The sequence below is a fragment of the Sphingobacterium sp. WM genome (assembly GCF_029542465.1).
Taxonomy (GTDB): domain Bacteria; phylum Bacteroidota; class Bacteroidia; order Sphingobacteriales; family Sphingobacteriaceae; genus Sphingobacterium; species Sphingobacterium cellulitidis.
The window spans coordinates 1,351,283-1,364,424 of sequence record NZ_CP120709.1; the positions used below are offsets into that span (position 1 = coordinate 1,351,283).

Annotated in this window: 15 protein-coding genes and 2 tRNA genes; 8 read left to right on the forward strand and 9 right to left on the reverse strand. The window is 38.1% G+C overall.

Translation table 11 applies throughout. From position 1 onward, the window contains the following. Positions 1-34: 34 nt before the first annotated feature. Both PZ892_RS05745 and PZ892_RS05750 read right to left on the reverse strand, forming a co-directional pair. The gene (locus PZ892_RS05745) at positions 35-1,066 is read right to left on the reverse strand and encodes a glycosyltransferase family 2 protein (RefSeq protein WP_277712383.1); all 1,032 of its coding nucleotides are present in this window, start codon (positions 1,064-1,066) and stop codon (positions 35-37) included. After that, on the reverse strand, positions 1,067-1,933 hold the full coding sequence (locus PZ892_RS05750; RefSeq protein WP_094256842.1) for a lysophospholipid acyltransferase family protein: 867 nt from the start codon (positions 1,931-1,933) through the stop codon (positions 1,067-1,069). A 74-nt stretch (positions 1,934-2,007) separates the two neighbouring features. Here PZ892_RS05750 and PZ892_RS05755 point away from each other — a divergent pair, with 74 nt between their 5' ends. Beyond that, positions 2,008-2,619 (forward strand): WbqC family protein, encoded by a 612-nt coding sequence (locus PZ892_RS05755; protein WP_277712384.1) that lies wholly within the window; start codon positions 2,008-2,010, stop codon positions 2,617-2,619. Positions 2,620-2,686: 67 nt separating this feature from the next. After that, positions 2,687-3,337, forward strand: a complete 651-nt coding sequence (locus PZ892_RS05760) for a hypothetical protein (protein WP_094256844.1) — start codon at positions 2,687-2,689, stop codon at positions 3,335-3,337. Positions 3,338-3,698: 361 nt separating this feature from the next. Here PZ892_RS05760 and PZ892_RS05765 read toward each other — a convergent pair whose 3' ends face one another. The 3 genes from PZ892_RS05765 to PZ892_RS05775 form a co-directional block, all read right to left on the reverse strand. Continuing rightward, complete coding sequence (locus PZ892_RS05765) at positions 3,699-4,313, reverse strand: sugar O-acetyltransferase (RefSeq protein WP_277712385.1); 615 nt, start codon at positions 4,311-4,313, stop codon at positions 3,699-3,701. A 423-nt stretch (positions 4,314-4,736) separates the two neighbouring features. Next, entirely contained in the window at positions 4,737-5,369 is a 633-nt protein-coding gene (locus PZ892_RS05770; RefSeq protein WP_094256846.1) for a nitroreductase family protein, read from the reverse strand. 29 nt (positions 5,370-5,398) lie between these two features. After that, positions 5,399-6,001 (reverse strand): TetR/AcrR family transcriptional regulator, encoded by a 603-nt coding sequence (locus PZ892_RS05775; RefSeq protein ID WP_094280468.1) that lies wholly within the window; start codon positions 5,999-6,001, stop codon positions 5,399-5,401. 119 nt (positions 6,002-6,120) lie between these two features. On the opposite strand from PZ892_RS05775, the gene PZ892_RS05780 reads away from it, so the two are divergent. After that, a complete protein-coding gene (locus tag PZ892_RS05780; RefSeq protein ID WP_277712387.1) occupies positions 6,121-6,975 on the forward strand; it encodes a patatin-like phospholipase family protein in 855 nt (284 codons plus the stop codon). A gap of 61 nt (positions 6,976-7,036) precedes the next feature. On the opposite strand, the gene PZ892_RS05785 is transcribed toward PZ892_RS05780, so the two are convergent. Beyond that, positions 7,037-7,864: an alpha/beta fold hydrolase gene (locus tag PZ892_RS05785; protein ID WP_182498955.1), complete on the reverse strand. Its 828-nt coding sequence runs from the start codon at positions 7,862-7,864 to the stop codon at positions 7,037-7,039. Between the two features lie 137 nt (positions 7,865-8,001). On the opposite strand from PZ892_RS05785, the gene PZ892_RS05790 reads away from it, so the two are divergent. From PZ892_RS05790 to PZ892_RS05810, 5 genes are all read left to right on the forward strand, one after another. After that, a tRNA-Arg gene (locus PZ892_RS05790) sits at positions 8,002-8,075 on the forward strand. 194 nt (positions 8,076-8,269) lie between these two features. Next, positions 8,270-8,343 (forward strand) — tRNA-Arg (locus tag PZ892_RS05795). A gap of 74 nt (positions 8,344-8,417) precedes the next feature. Continuing rightward, positions 8,418-8,987, forward strand: coding sequence for an adenylate kinase (locus tag PZ892_RS05800; protein ID WP_277712390.1), 570 nt, complete (start codon positions 8,418-8,420; stop codon positions 8,985-8,987). Positions 8,988-9,012: 25 nt separating this feature from the next. After that, positions 9,013-10,014 (forward strand): GTPase ObgE, encoded by a 1,002-nt coding sequence (gene obgE, locus PZ892_RS05805; RefSeq protein WP_094256851.1) that lies wholly within the window; start codon positions 9,013-9,015, stop codon positions 10,012-10,014. 126 nt (positions 10,015-10,140) lie between these two features. Continuing rightward, a complete protein-coding gene (locus PZ892_RS05810) occupies positions 10,141-10,911 on the forward strand; it encodes a TIGR02757 family protein (RefSeq protein WP_277712393.1) in 771 nt (256 codons plus the stop codon). Positions 10,912-10,921: 10 nt separating this feature from the next. Here the strand turns inward: PZ892_RS05810 and PZ892_RS05815 are convergent, their stop codons facing one another. From PZ892_RS05815 to PZ892_RS05825, 3 genes are read right to left on the reverse strand one after another with little or no spacing between them, the layout of a single operon-like run. Continuing rightward, positions 10,922-11,359 carry a GNAT family N-acetyltransferase gene (locus PZ892_RS05815; RefSeq protein ID WP_182498952.1) on the reverse strand — a complete coding sequence of 146 codons (438 nt, stop codon included), beginning with the start codon at positions 11,357-11,359 and terminating at the stop codon, positions 10,922-10,924. Further along, complete coding sequence (gap, locus tag PZ892_RS05820; protein WP_179221445.1) at positions 11,356-12,354, reverse strand: type I glyceraldehyde-3-phosphate dehydrogenase; 999 nt, start codon at positions 12,352-12,354, stop codon at positions 11,356-11,358. Before gap ends, PZ892_RS05815 begins: the two co-directional genes overlap by 4 nt. Then, positions 12,354-12,992: a redoxin domain-containing protein gene (locus PZ892_RS05825; protein WP_094256855.1), complete on the reverse strand. Its 639-nt coding sequence runs from the start codon at positions 12,990-12,992 to the stop codon at positions 12,354-12,356. The genes gap and PZ892_RS05825 overlap by 1 nt, the downstream gene beginning before the upstream one ends. Positions 12,993-13,142 lie beyond the last annotated feature (150 nt).

Sequence of the window (13,142 nt, forward strand, 5' to 3'; positions counted from 1 at the left end):
TTAAACTATAAAAGATAATTCAGAACTTTAACACTTAATGGAAATTATTGTCATTCAGTTCGGAGTATTTATGGATATTATTCATGTAATAATCCCAAATAATGGAATTTTTATATTGTCCTTTCTTGTTTTCTTTCTGCTGATATTTCTTTCTCTTTTTTGCGGTTTTGAAGAAATTCATGAAGAAATATTGATGTCCTCTGCTGACTGCCCAAGCATCAGCGGATTTACCATCAAAAAGAAACTTGATTAAAGCGAATAAATCAAACCATAAGCGAATCGATATTTTCCATATCGCCGCTCCAACCGATAGGTTCTTTTGGAGCATGACTAAATTATTTCTGAAATTTAAATAGGTCTTTTGTGGGTTGCTGGTTTTTAATGTACCACCCCCGACATGGTATACCACTGAGTTCGGACAATAACCAACTTTATAGCCCATCTTTTTTAATCGCCAGCAAAGGTCGATTTCCTCAAAATGAGCAAAAAAATCCGCATCAAAGCCTTCGGCCTTATGCCATGCCTTGGATTTGATAAACAAGGCTGCACCCGTTGCCCAAAAGACCTCCCTTGCATCATTATATTGGCCCTTGTCCTGTTCCACCTTGTCCAGGATGCGACCTCGACAAAAAGGAAAACCAAAATAATCCAGGTATCCTCCTGCTGCTCCGGCATGTTCAAACTCACCTTTGCTATGGTAAGATTGGATCTTTGGCTGGCAAGCAACCATTAACGGATCCTGCTCCATGTATTTAATCACGGGTTCAACCCAATTTTCTGAAACCTCAACATCCGAGTTCAGTAAAATGAAATAATCCGCCTCAACTTGTTTTAGGATTTCATTATAGCCACCCGCAAATCCTAGGTTCTCCGGATTACGGATAATCTTGAACATCGGGAAGTTCTCTTCCACATAGGCTATAGAATCATCGGTTGAACCATTGTCACCAATGATAAATTCAATATTTGGGTATGTGCTATTAAATACCGAAGGAAGGAATTTCTCCAAGAAATACTTCCCGTTCCAATTTAATATGACAACGGCAACTTTCGGGTAATTTGACATTTAATTTCTTCTTTTACGCTTCCATCTGCGATGGGACCATAGCCAATATTCAGGCTCCGATTTGATGATTTCCTCCGTAAAGCGATTGTGAATATGGGTAATCTCATGCTCCGGATATGCATCTGGATTTTCAACCAAGGTTGTAAACTTACATGAATAATACCCTCGTTTTTTCTTTCGCCTAACTTCACAGAATACCACCGGAAATTTTGTTAATCGTGAAATTCGCTCTGCCCCAGTGTAAACCAATGTATCCTGGTTCAAAAATTCCATGAAATAATCAGAATCCTGATAGGTAGGTGTCTGGTCTGCTACAAACATACTAATATGCGGGACATTTTTCAACTTAATAATATGTCTCAAAATCTGTTTCATCGGCACCATTTCGGCTCCAAATCGCGAACGTATCTGATTATGAATCGTATTGAAAACTTTATTGTTTAATGGTTTGTAGACAATTAGCTCTGGAACATCCATCATCAAGGATAAGCGATGAATGGATAACTCCCAATTCCCATAGTGCGAGGTCACACCGATGACTCCCTTACCTTGCTCGGTATATTGATATACTTCCTCAGGATTTAGTAATTCAATCCTTTTGATGACTTCCTCTGGTTTTATGGTCGCCATTTTAACGGACTCGACCAGCAAATCAGGAAAATAACGGTAAAAACGATAGGCAATTTCTTTAATTTCTGCCTCGGATTTCTCAGGAAAGGCATTTCTTAAATTTTGAAAAACGACTTTTTTGCGATACCCAAAAACATAGTAAATCAGCAAAAAAAGAAAGTCAGAGAGGATATAAAGGCACCAAAAGGGCAGGAGGGAGATCAAATATAATGTGCCATAAATCAGTTTTTCCTTCATGCCTTTTTAAAGTACTTTACAAATATCCCCAAATAAAGTTATTTTTGCGGACAAATTGAAGTGATTATTCGTTTATGTCAGTAGGATTATTATTACCAGCGTTTTATTTGCCCAATATCAGTTATTTTCATACAATCAAAAATAATGAAGGGTCAATTATTGTGGAGCAGTGGGAGCACTTTCCAAAACAAACCTTCCGTACAAGAACCCAAATTGCAACAGCAAATGGTGTTCTGGACTTACTGGTGCCAATACAGCATGGTAAAAAACAAAGACAAAAATTGAATGAAGTTTTGATCAACTATGATCATCCTTGGCAACGTTTACATTGGTTAAGCCTCCAAACGGCTTACCGTAGTTCGGCTTACTTTGAATTCTATGAAGATGACTTTCGTAGATTTTATGAAAAAGAGTACAGCCACCTGCTCGAGTACAATGTGGAGCAACTGCAATTGATTTTAAAACTGCTCAAGTTGAATCGTGAAATTGTTTTCAACGATAAGTATGAAGCAGAATCGTCCAATGCGCTGGATTATCGGAATGTAATTCATCCTAAAAAACCTTCCCTGGTTCCTGATCAAAAGCCATATTTTCAGCTGTTTGAGGATAAGAACGGGTTTTTACCAAACTTGAGTATTATTGACCTGTTGTTTAGTCAAGGTCCTCAATCGAAAAACTATTTCTAATAAGTTTTTATTTTCTTCGTGAAACATTTTGTTTATGTTTAATGTTGTCCATTAAACCGTCTATTTCATGAAGAAAACTGTATTGATCTGCATTTGCATTTTTTTAGCTATTTCCGCGTTTGCACAATCGGGAGCTGATACCCTCCATTACCGAAAGGTGTATTATTTTGGGGGTACGGGCTTGTCGTTCCCTATCGGGAAAACCAGAAATGTATTGACGACAAAACTGTTTACCGGAAGCATGGGCTTGGATATATCCTTGAAGAATCCCAAATATTATTTACAGCCCACTTTATATATGCTCAGTTTTGGATACGACCAATTGCAAGATGATCCAGAGTATAATCGGGTGTTAAAGAATGCTCGCTCTACGATGTACGTCCTAAGCTTAGCCGGCGGAATTCGAAGGCAATGGGAACGATTAAATACCTATGCATACTTAGGACCATCTGGCGCACTGAATATGGAACCCCGATCGGAAGATGTAGGAGACGGAACGGTGGAATTGAATTATGAATATAGTATTTCCCCAGCAGTGAAATTAGGGGTAGGTTCCGATTATAAATTCAAAGGCTTTTTCCTTGGAATGGAAGTCGGATATTTGCACAACTTCCGCAAAATGCAAGGTAATCCAGTGAATGTGCTTTCAATAATGGTCGGTTTAAAATCCGACATTACTAAGTTAAGCGACAAAGTTGTAGAAGTTATTTCAAAATAATTGTAAATTTATTTATCTGTAAATCAATTGTTTATATAGCCTTGTCAAATAATAGACTATTTTTTTTAAAATATAATACAATATGGCAAGATATATGTCGTTATTACACTATCTAGATAAATAGAAAATATTTAGGTTAATAATTGGTTTGGTAAAATACCTGGAGTTCTCCGCTCCGGGTATTTTTGTTTTTAGACCAATTGTAGAGAATAAAATTTTTGAAAAAAAACTTAATCCTTAATAATAAAGCGTTTTAGTTACCGTTTAGATAGTAAATTCATAATTTCATAATTTAGGTTAATAATTGGTTTGGTAAAATACCTGGGGTTCCCAACCTCAGGTATTTTTATTTGATAGGGGTTTAATCCGCCTCAAAATCGAATTTCTTGTCCCTAAAATAATAAACCTTATCTCTAGCATTTATTTCCCGAATTACCTTACATGGGTTTCCAGCTGCTACCACGTTATCCGGAATATCTTTCGTCACAACTGATCCGGATCCAATCACCGTATTTGCGCCGATCTTTACGCCAGGATTAATGACGGTATTCCCACCAATCCAAACATTGTCGCCAATCTCAATCGGCATGGCGTATTCCCACCCTTCAACACGAAGTACGGCGTCAACAGGATGTCCCGCCGTAAATAAACTTACATTGGGTGCAATCATGACATTATCCCCGATAATCACCTTGGCGCAATCCAGGATGGTCAAGTTATAGTTTGAATAAAAATTATCGCCAACTTCGATGTTATAGCCATAGTCGCAGTAAAATGGAGGCTCAATGAAAAATCTACTGCTCGTTTTCCCAAACAGCTTTTTGATGATTTGATTCCTGGCTTTGATTTTTGTGGGATCCATGAGGTTGAACTTTTGTAATTCAACCTTAGCATGCTGTCGTTCCTTAAATAATTCATCCCCAGATGCTATATAGGGTTCTCCGGCTATCATCTTTTCTTTCGAAGTCTTATTCATTGTTGTCCTTTTTATTGTTGTTAGTGGATTTCATTGTGGCTATATATTGAAAATATCGATTTTAAGAGCCAATCGTTCTTTAAAATAAAAAAAATCAATGAAGGATAGGAAGTTTTTTATGGATAGCATTATTAAATGATAGGGAATGAATTCAGGATAAATAAATGAGACTACCGGATATTGGTCTGAAATCCTTCGGACCTGGTGGGGACTTCCTTCGAAAAAATTCGAACAACATCCGACAGAGGTCCGAAGAAGGTCCGGAGAAAGTCCGATAAAACGCAGTATTTCTATTGGATTTTGGATTGCTTAAAGTCGAATATGTCTCTGGAATAAAATTCGGATTGCAAGGTGAGTCTTTAGAATTTTTTGACAAATAAAAAAGCCGCCAAAAGTGGCGGCTCAGAAAAGATTATTATGCGATTAGTTTTTGCTGATTACAAAGTTTTCCTTTGCGATTCTTACTTTTTTCAAGTTCACCAACCAGTCATTGGATTCATCACGATGACCTAATGCTAAGATGGTTACTGAACGTAAGCCAAGTTCGTTTAATCCAAGGAATTGATCTAATGCAGCATTGTCAAAACCTTCCATTGGGGTAGCATCAATACGTTGTTCTGCAGCAGCAGCGATTGCCATTCCGAATCCAATATAGGCCTGACGAGCAGCGTGCTCGAAATGTTGTTCTTTGCTTTGTTGGTTAAAACGAGTCATTAAACTGTTTTTATAGTCATTAGCAAATCCTGCTGGCAATCCGCGTTCTTGTTCTTGTAATAAGAAAACCGAATCTACACGGTCTTGGGTATATTCATCATAAGCCGCAAAGATCAATAAGTGGGATGCATCTACGATTTGTGATTGATTGTATGCTAATGGACGGATTTGCTCTTTGATTTCTTGGTTGCTGATTTCGATGATTTTGAAAGGGTGTAGTCCAGAAGAAGTAGGAGCAAGACGCGCTGCTTCAATAATATAGTCGATTTTTTCTTGTTCTACAGCTGCGCCAGTCATTTTTTTAGTGGCGTATCTCCATTTTAAGTCTTGTAATAAGCTCATTTTAGTATATTAATTTGTTGTTTCTAGAATTATACGAGTATAGATTTGATGTAACCATCCATGGCGTCTGCAAGGACTTCCGATGGGCATCTACTTTCATTCGAGTCAATGGATAAAAGATCAATTGCTACGATGCCATGTAGTATAGACCATAGCGTTTTCAGTTTCAGATATCTATCAATTTTCTTTTTTCCACTTTCTAAGATTGCTTCATCAATTAAATCCAGCATCTTGTCGGATACTTTTTTAATATCTTCGGACTCCCTGGTTTTTTCGCAGGTTGGGATGCCCAATCCAAACATAATTTCATAATGTTTTGGATGTGCGACTGCGAATAGCCAATAGGCTTTGGCCAATTGATCAATTTTAATGGCGATAGCTTTGTCTGCTTGAATTTCTTGATCCATGGATTGAAGGAGTTTTTGAAATCCTTCTTGCACGAAATAGGCAGATATGGCCTCTTTATTTTCGAAATGTTTATAAATAACAGGTACAGAATATTCAATTGCATCGGCAATCTTGCGGATAGAAAGTGCAGCCCAACCCTCATTTTCCACGATTTCTCGGGAACAGCAGATAATCTGTTCTTTAAGTTCTTGTTGTTGTCTGATTTTTCTTTCCGTCAGTCCCATATCTCATTTAGTTAACAGTGTTAGCAAAAGTAACAATGATATTTAGATGTTGCAAACATCTATTAAAAACAAACATCAATATGACAATTAGCTTTGGGAAATAAAGACTAACTTTAGGAATGAACTTCTTAAAAAGTAAGAGAAAAGTATCATTAGTTCTCGGGAGCGGAGGGGCTCGGGGGCTGGTTCAAATTGGAGTAATTCGTTGTTTAGAAGAAAAAGGATATGAGATTGACGAGGTCGTAGGATGTTCGATTGGATCCTTGATTGGCGCTGCCTATGTGGAAGGGAAGTTGGAGAATTTGGAAGATTGGATGCGGTCCATAACCAGAAGACAAGTGTTTAAATTAATGGATTTTACGAATCCTAAATTTGGATTACTCAAGGGAGAAAGAGTCTTTGAATCTCTTAAGGATATTTTTCCTGACAAGAATATTGAGGATATGGATATTCCATTTCGGGCGATTGCTACCGATATGGTCAGTGAAAAAGAAGTTGTTTTTGATAAGGGTAGCGTTTACAAAGCTATTCGGGCTTCCATTGCAATTCCAGCAGTATTCACTAGTATAGAAAGTGAGGATTGGAATTTGGTAGATGGCGGTGTCATCAATCCATTGCCTATCAATTATGTTCGCAGAAAACGGCGGAATATCGTTATTGCAGTGAATCTGGATGGAAAGCCAGACTCAGAATATGGACCATATAATGGTGCAAAAGGGTTAAATGCGATTTCCATGTTGCAGGAGTCCTATTTCATGATGCGTAGAAGATTGAGTCAGTTAAGTGTAGAGCTTTATAAACCCGATTATGTCATTAATATACCCCATAATATTGCGGGAATCTGGGATTATGATAAGGCATCCTTTATGATAGAAAAGGGTAAAGAATTGACTGAGAAAGTGGTGCCGGATGTGCCAATAAAGAAGAGAATTTCAACTGATAGTCCTAAAAAAGAAGAGCGAAAAGTATCTTAAGAAAATGGAGATTTTCCATTTTCATTCCCAAAGAAATTTCTGAAATAAAAAAAGAGGTCGATTATTCGACCTCTAATAATAATTTGTTCATGTGAAGATTAAACTCTTCATGATGTTCCAGGTTTGGAAGATGTCCACAATCCTCCATTTCAATATATTTTGAACCTTTGATAAGCTTCGATAATTCTTCCATCAAAGGGGCTGGAGTAATTTTATCCTCTTTACCACGAATGATCAAGGTCGGAACAGAAATTTTCTCCAGGACTTCGGTAGTATCCGTCCTTGCTGCCAAAGCCAATAGGGTAGCACAAATGGATTCAATACTATTTCTTCGGATGCTACTCTTAATCAGTTCTACAGCATCCGGGTTATTTTCTATACTCTTTTTTGAGAAGAGATTGGCGATAAATCCGATAGCATAAGGACGGCGTCCATATTGTAGTACCGCCTGAATAGCGTCAAAACGTTTCTGCTTACCAGCATTATCATCTGGTTTACTATGTGTATCCGACAGGATCAGTCCGGAGATGCGTTCCGGAAAAAGTTGATAGGCTCTAAGTGCGATATATCCACCCATGGAAACTCCGCAAAGCACTGCTTTTTCAATTTCCATTTTACGCATGAATGCACCTAAATCTTTTGCGAAAACATCGATAGAGAAAAAACCATGACCTTTTGTGCTATTACCATGTCCTCGGATATCGATAGCAATTCCGGTGATATTATCTTCGAGGCTTTCGAGCTGTTCACGCCAAGTTTTTTTGTTGAAAGGGAAGCCGTGTAGGAAAATAATGGTTTTTTCGGGCTGTTCAGTCGCTTTTTTTATATAATAGGAGATGCTAATATCTCCGATTCGGATTTTGTTGCTTTTAATTATACGTTCGGCCATAATTTTAAATATATAAATATCAACACGATAAGCAAAATATAGTTTGAAATTGATTAAAAAAGGGAAAAAGGATTTGGAATAATTAAAAAAGTAACGATATTTGCGCCACCTCAAAGGACAATATGTCCTGCAAGAATGCGCTCATAGCTTAATTGGATAGAGCATCTGACTACGGATCAGAAGGTTAGGGGTTCGACTCCCTTTGAGCGCACTTTCTTTATTTTAAACCGAATCCCATTGATTTCCACATTGATTCTTTTTTAACATATTCATAACGTAAAAATAACTCGTTGAGCATGAAAGCAATTGGTTTTAAAATTAAAAAAAAATTTTGCTGACACTATTATTTCCTTATATTTGCATCACCAAAACAGAAAGGGCGTCAGTCGTATAGTATTGGTTGCCGCGCTCATAGCTTAATTGGATAGAGCATCTGACTACGGATCAGAAGGTTAGGGGTTCGACTCCCTTTGAGCGCACTTGGAAAGAGCCTAATTCTTATACGGGATTAGGCTTTTGTTTTTTTTACATCTTAAAGAAATAACAACAAATTATGCTAAACCTAGTTTTATTCGGACCTCCAGGGGCAGGTAAGGGAACTCAGTCGGCTAAATTGATCGACAAATACGCCTTACATCATATTTCAACAGGAGATATGTTCAGAGGACACATCAAAAATCAGACAGCACTTGGTAAAGAAGTAAGTCAGATTATTGCTGATGGAAATTTAGTTCCAGACTCGATCACTATTTCTATGTTAGAAGAAGAATTGAAAAATAATCCTGATGCAAAAGGATTTATTTTCGATGGTTTCCCACGTACTGTAGCGCAGGCTGAGGCTTTGGATAAATTCTTGGAAGCAAACAATACCGCAATTACTGGTGTCATTGCTTTAGATGTAGATGAAGCTGAACTTACACAGCGTATCGCGAAACGTCAGGAAATTTCAGGACGTGCAGATGACGCGGCTGATAAATTGAAAAAACGTATCGAAGAATATTTTGGAAAAACGATTCACGTGTTACCTTACTATGAAGGCCAAGGTAAACTTAGCAAAGTGAATGGTATTGGCGATATCGAGGAGATCTTCGCTAATCTTTCAAACGTTATCGATAATTATTAATAAAAAATCTGATTAAGGATATAGTATGGCTCAGGGGTCAAATTTTGTTGATTATGTAAAGGTATGTTGCCGTTCAGGACATGGTGGTGCCGGCTCAGCGCATCTTCACCGTGATAAACACACGGCAAAAGGTGGGCCTGATGGTGGTGATGGCGGTCGTGGTGGACATATTATTCTAAAGGGATCACATCAGCACTGGACCTTGCTACACCTGAAATTCAGAAAACATATTATTGCCGATTCTGGTGAAGCCGGAGGTAGTGCATTGCGTACAGGTGCTAATGGAAAAGATGAAATCTTGGAAGTTCCACTAGGTACCGTTGCAAAAAATGCCGAGACGGGAGAAGTACTTTTTGAAATCACCGAAGATGGTGAGACCAAAATTTTAACTCCTGGTGGTCGTGGTGGATTAGGAAACTGGCATTTTAAGTCCTCAACGGTTCAAACTCCACGATTTGCCCAACCGGGATTGCCGGGTAAGGAAGAATGGATGATCTTGGAATTGAAAGTTTTGGCGGATGTTGGATTAGTAGGATTCCCAAATGCGGGTAAATCAACTTTACTATCCGTTGTATCTGCAGCAAAACCTGAAATTGCCGATTACCCCTTTACTACCTTGGTGCCGAATTTGGGAATCGTAAGTTACCGTGATGGCAAATCCTTTGTCATGGCTGATATCCCTGGAATTATTGAAGGGGCTTCCGAAGGAAAAGGGCTAGGACATCGATTTTTACGTCATATCGAAAGGAATTCTGTTTTGTTATTCCTTGTTCCTGCCGATACTGATCGTACAATAGAAGAAGAATACAATATTCTGTTGAATGAATTGACAGCATATAACCCCGAGTTACTGGATAAACCAAAATTATTGGCGATTAGTAAATCGGATATGCTGGATGAAGAGCTTGAAAAAGAAATGGCTCTGCAAGTTCCAAAGGGGATTCCTTATCTCTTTATATCCTCCGTTACTGGAAAAAATATTCAGCAACTTAAGGATATGATTTGGAAAGCAATCAACGAACAATAAACAAAAGCCATCGAAAGATGGCTTTTTTGTTTTAATATCTCTCTTAAATCTCCTTGTCTGCTGGTCAATCTTAAACTGAATTTGAATCTAGATAGAGATAGAATTCTTTTCCTTAATTTTGCAGCAATGGATTTAGCATTAAAAGATTTTTTAGATCGGAAGGTAGAAGAATATAATCAACCGAATTTTATACCCAATGATCCCATCAGTATTCCACATCAATTTACGCGAAAACAGGATATAGAGATTATGGGGTTCTTTGCGAGCATTTTGGCTTGGGGACAAAGAAAAACCATTATCAATAAATGCAATGAGCTTATCCAACGTATGGATGGAAGTCCCTATGAATTCATCTTGCATCATCAGGAAGAAGATTTGAAAAGTCTTCTTGGATTTAAGCATCGAACCTTCAACGATACCGACCTCTTATATTTTGTGAGTTTCTTTCAGTACCATTATCGTCATTTTGAGAGTCTTGAGGATGCTTTTTTATTGGATGGCCTCGAGGATGATTTTACGACAGAACAGTCCTTAAATTCATTTAAATCTTATTTCTTTTCTTTGGCAGATTTTCCAGAAAGGACCCGGAAACATGTGAGTTCTCCGCTTCAGAAATCGAGTTGTAAACGATTGAATATGTTTTTGCGTTGGATGGTCAGAAAGGATAACAAAGGGGTCGATTTTGGGTTATGGAATAGATTGCAGGCTAAAGATTTGATTTGTCCTTGTGATGTGCATGTGGAGCGGGTAGGACGCAAATTCGGGTTGATCCAATCCGATAAGGTCAATTGGAAAACAGCACTGGAATTAACTGAAAATCTAAGGTTACTTGATCCCAATGACCCGGTGAAATATGATTTTGCGCTATTCGGACTCGGCGTTGCGGGGGAGTTATAATATCCAGGATTTAGTAAAAAGGAATATACATTTCCTTGTGCATACCTGCATCCTTATATTCGAATTCATCCGACATAAATTCAAAACCCATTTCCAAATAGAAAGGATAGGCTACTTCACGAGCAATGCACCATAAATAATCAGCGTGCAACTGGGATTGGAGGTGTTCAATAGCAGCGCTCAGGAGTTGTTTAGCATAGCCTTTTCTTCTTGCTTCCGGATGTGTTGCCATTCCACGCAGGCGATAACCTTCATGCGGTAATTTTGGATGATTGGTTTTATGAACCGTCAAAACACATTGAAGCTTTTGTTCCTCGTCAAATAAGCCCAAATGAAAGCTGTCAGGCTTTAAATCCTCCGGGTTAATACAAAGATCCAATGCTTTCCCTTTTTGCAGTACAGTGCTTCTTAGGGCTAATGTGTCCTGTACGTTGATAAATCTAATCATCGATTTGATAATCGCTCTAGGATATCAACCAACCTGTTGGAGTATCCAAATTCATTATCATACCATCCTACAACTTTTACCAAGCCACCAACAATACTTGTCAATTCCGAATCGAACACACAAGAGTACGGGTTATTGATGATATCTACCGAAACAATAGGGTCTTCAGTATAGTATAAAACATTCTTTAATTCATTTTGCGCAGCTTCCTTGAACTTTTGGTTGATTTCTTCCACTGTTGTTTCCTTGGCCAGGTTACAGGTGAAATCCGTTAAGGAACCATTCAATACTGGGACACGTATCCCTGCACCACCCAGTTTACCATCCAAGTGTTTAAAAACATTGGTAATTGCTTTGGCGGCGCCAGTTGTGGTTGGGATAATGGATGCCGATGCGGCTCTGGAGCGTCTTAGGTCACGATGGGGAGCATCATGCAAATTTTGATCGCCAGTCATCGAATGGACAGTAGTGATATAACCATCCACAATTTCCCAATTTTCATCCAATATTTTAATCAGGGGAGCCACATTGTTTGTGGTACAAGAGGCGTTTGAAAAAATTGGAATATTCCAATCAAAATCCTGGTCGTTAATACCTAGGACAACCGTTGGAACTTCTTTATCCGGAGAAGGAGCAGAAATAACCACTTGTTTGGCTCCAGCCTGCAAGTGTTTAGCGGCCAGTTCTCTCTTGACGAAAAGCCCTGTAGATTCGATGACCACATCAATATCCAGGTCTTTCCAAGGAAGTTCCTCGGGGTTTTTCTTGTTGAATATTTTTATAGCCTTGCCATCAATATAGAGGTGTTCCTGATCAAAATCCACCTGTCGATTTAAAGGACCATGCACAGAATCATATTTGAAGAGATGTGCCAATGTTTTTGCATCTGCAAGATCATTGATGGCCAGTACCTCGATTTGATCAAGGTTTCGATTGAGTAGATTTCTTAAGGTATGACGGCCGATACGACCAAACCCATTGATGGCAATTTTCATTATTTATTAAATTCAGCAATGATATCATTAATTCCTTTTTCGCCTTCCCAATATGTTTTCAATTGGCCGTCAGGACCATAAACATAGTTTGCTGGGAACATTTTAGGGATATGGAATTTTTGAATGAATTCTTGGTTTCTATCCCAAAGCAATTGAACATTTGATTTTCCTTCTAGTTCCTTTCCGAAAGTACTTAGGAATTGAGCAACTAGAGCCGGATCATTCATGGAAACATAGATCACATTGACATCTTTAATTTTATCGTAGTTTTTTGCCAATCCTTTGGTTTCACTTTGACAGTGACTACATCCTGGATCAAACAGTACGAAGACGGTATTTTTTCCGGCAGGGATATCAGCTTTGGTAAATGAGATTCCAGATTTCACTTTATAAAAATTAAAGTCAGGAATACTTAATGCAGCGGCTTTTACCGTTTGTGCTGCAGCAGGTGTGGGGTTTGTACTAGGTTGTTCTGAAGTAGCATGTTCATGAGCACTATGATCGTGTCCGGCATGGTCATGTCCAGCATGATCGTCATGTGCTTCAGTAGTTTCAGTTTTATTGTTCTGATTATTACATCCCACAGCTAAAACACCTAATGAAAGGCAAAGAGAGGATAGAATTAATTTATTTCTCATGTCTTATAATTAAGACTCAAAACTAATAAAAAATATAGAGTAAGTGGATTCTTCCAATAGATAAAACAGTATTTTGACATAAAGAACCCTGATTAGTTCTATTAGAGGTTTAGATTATTCTAGAATTTTCAGTTTGAAGGAATTAATCAG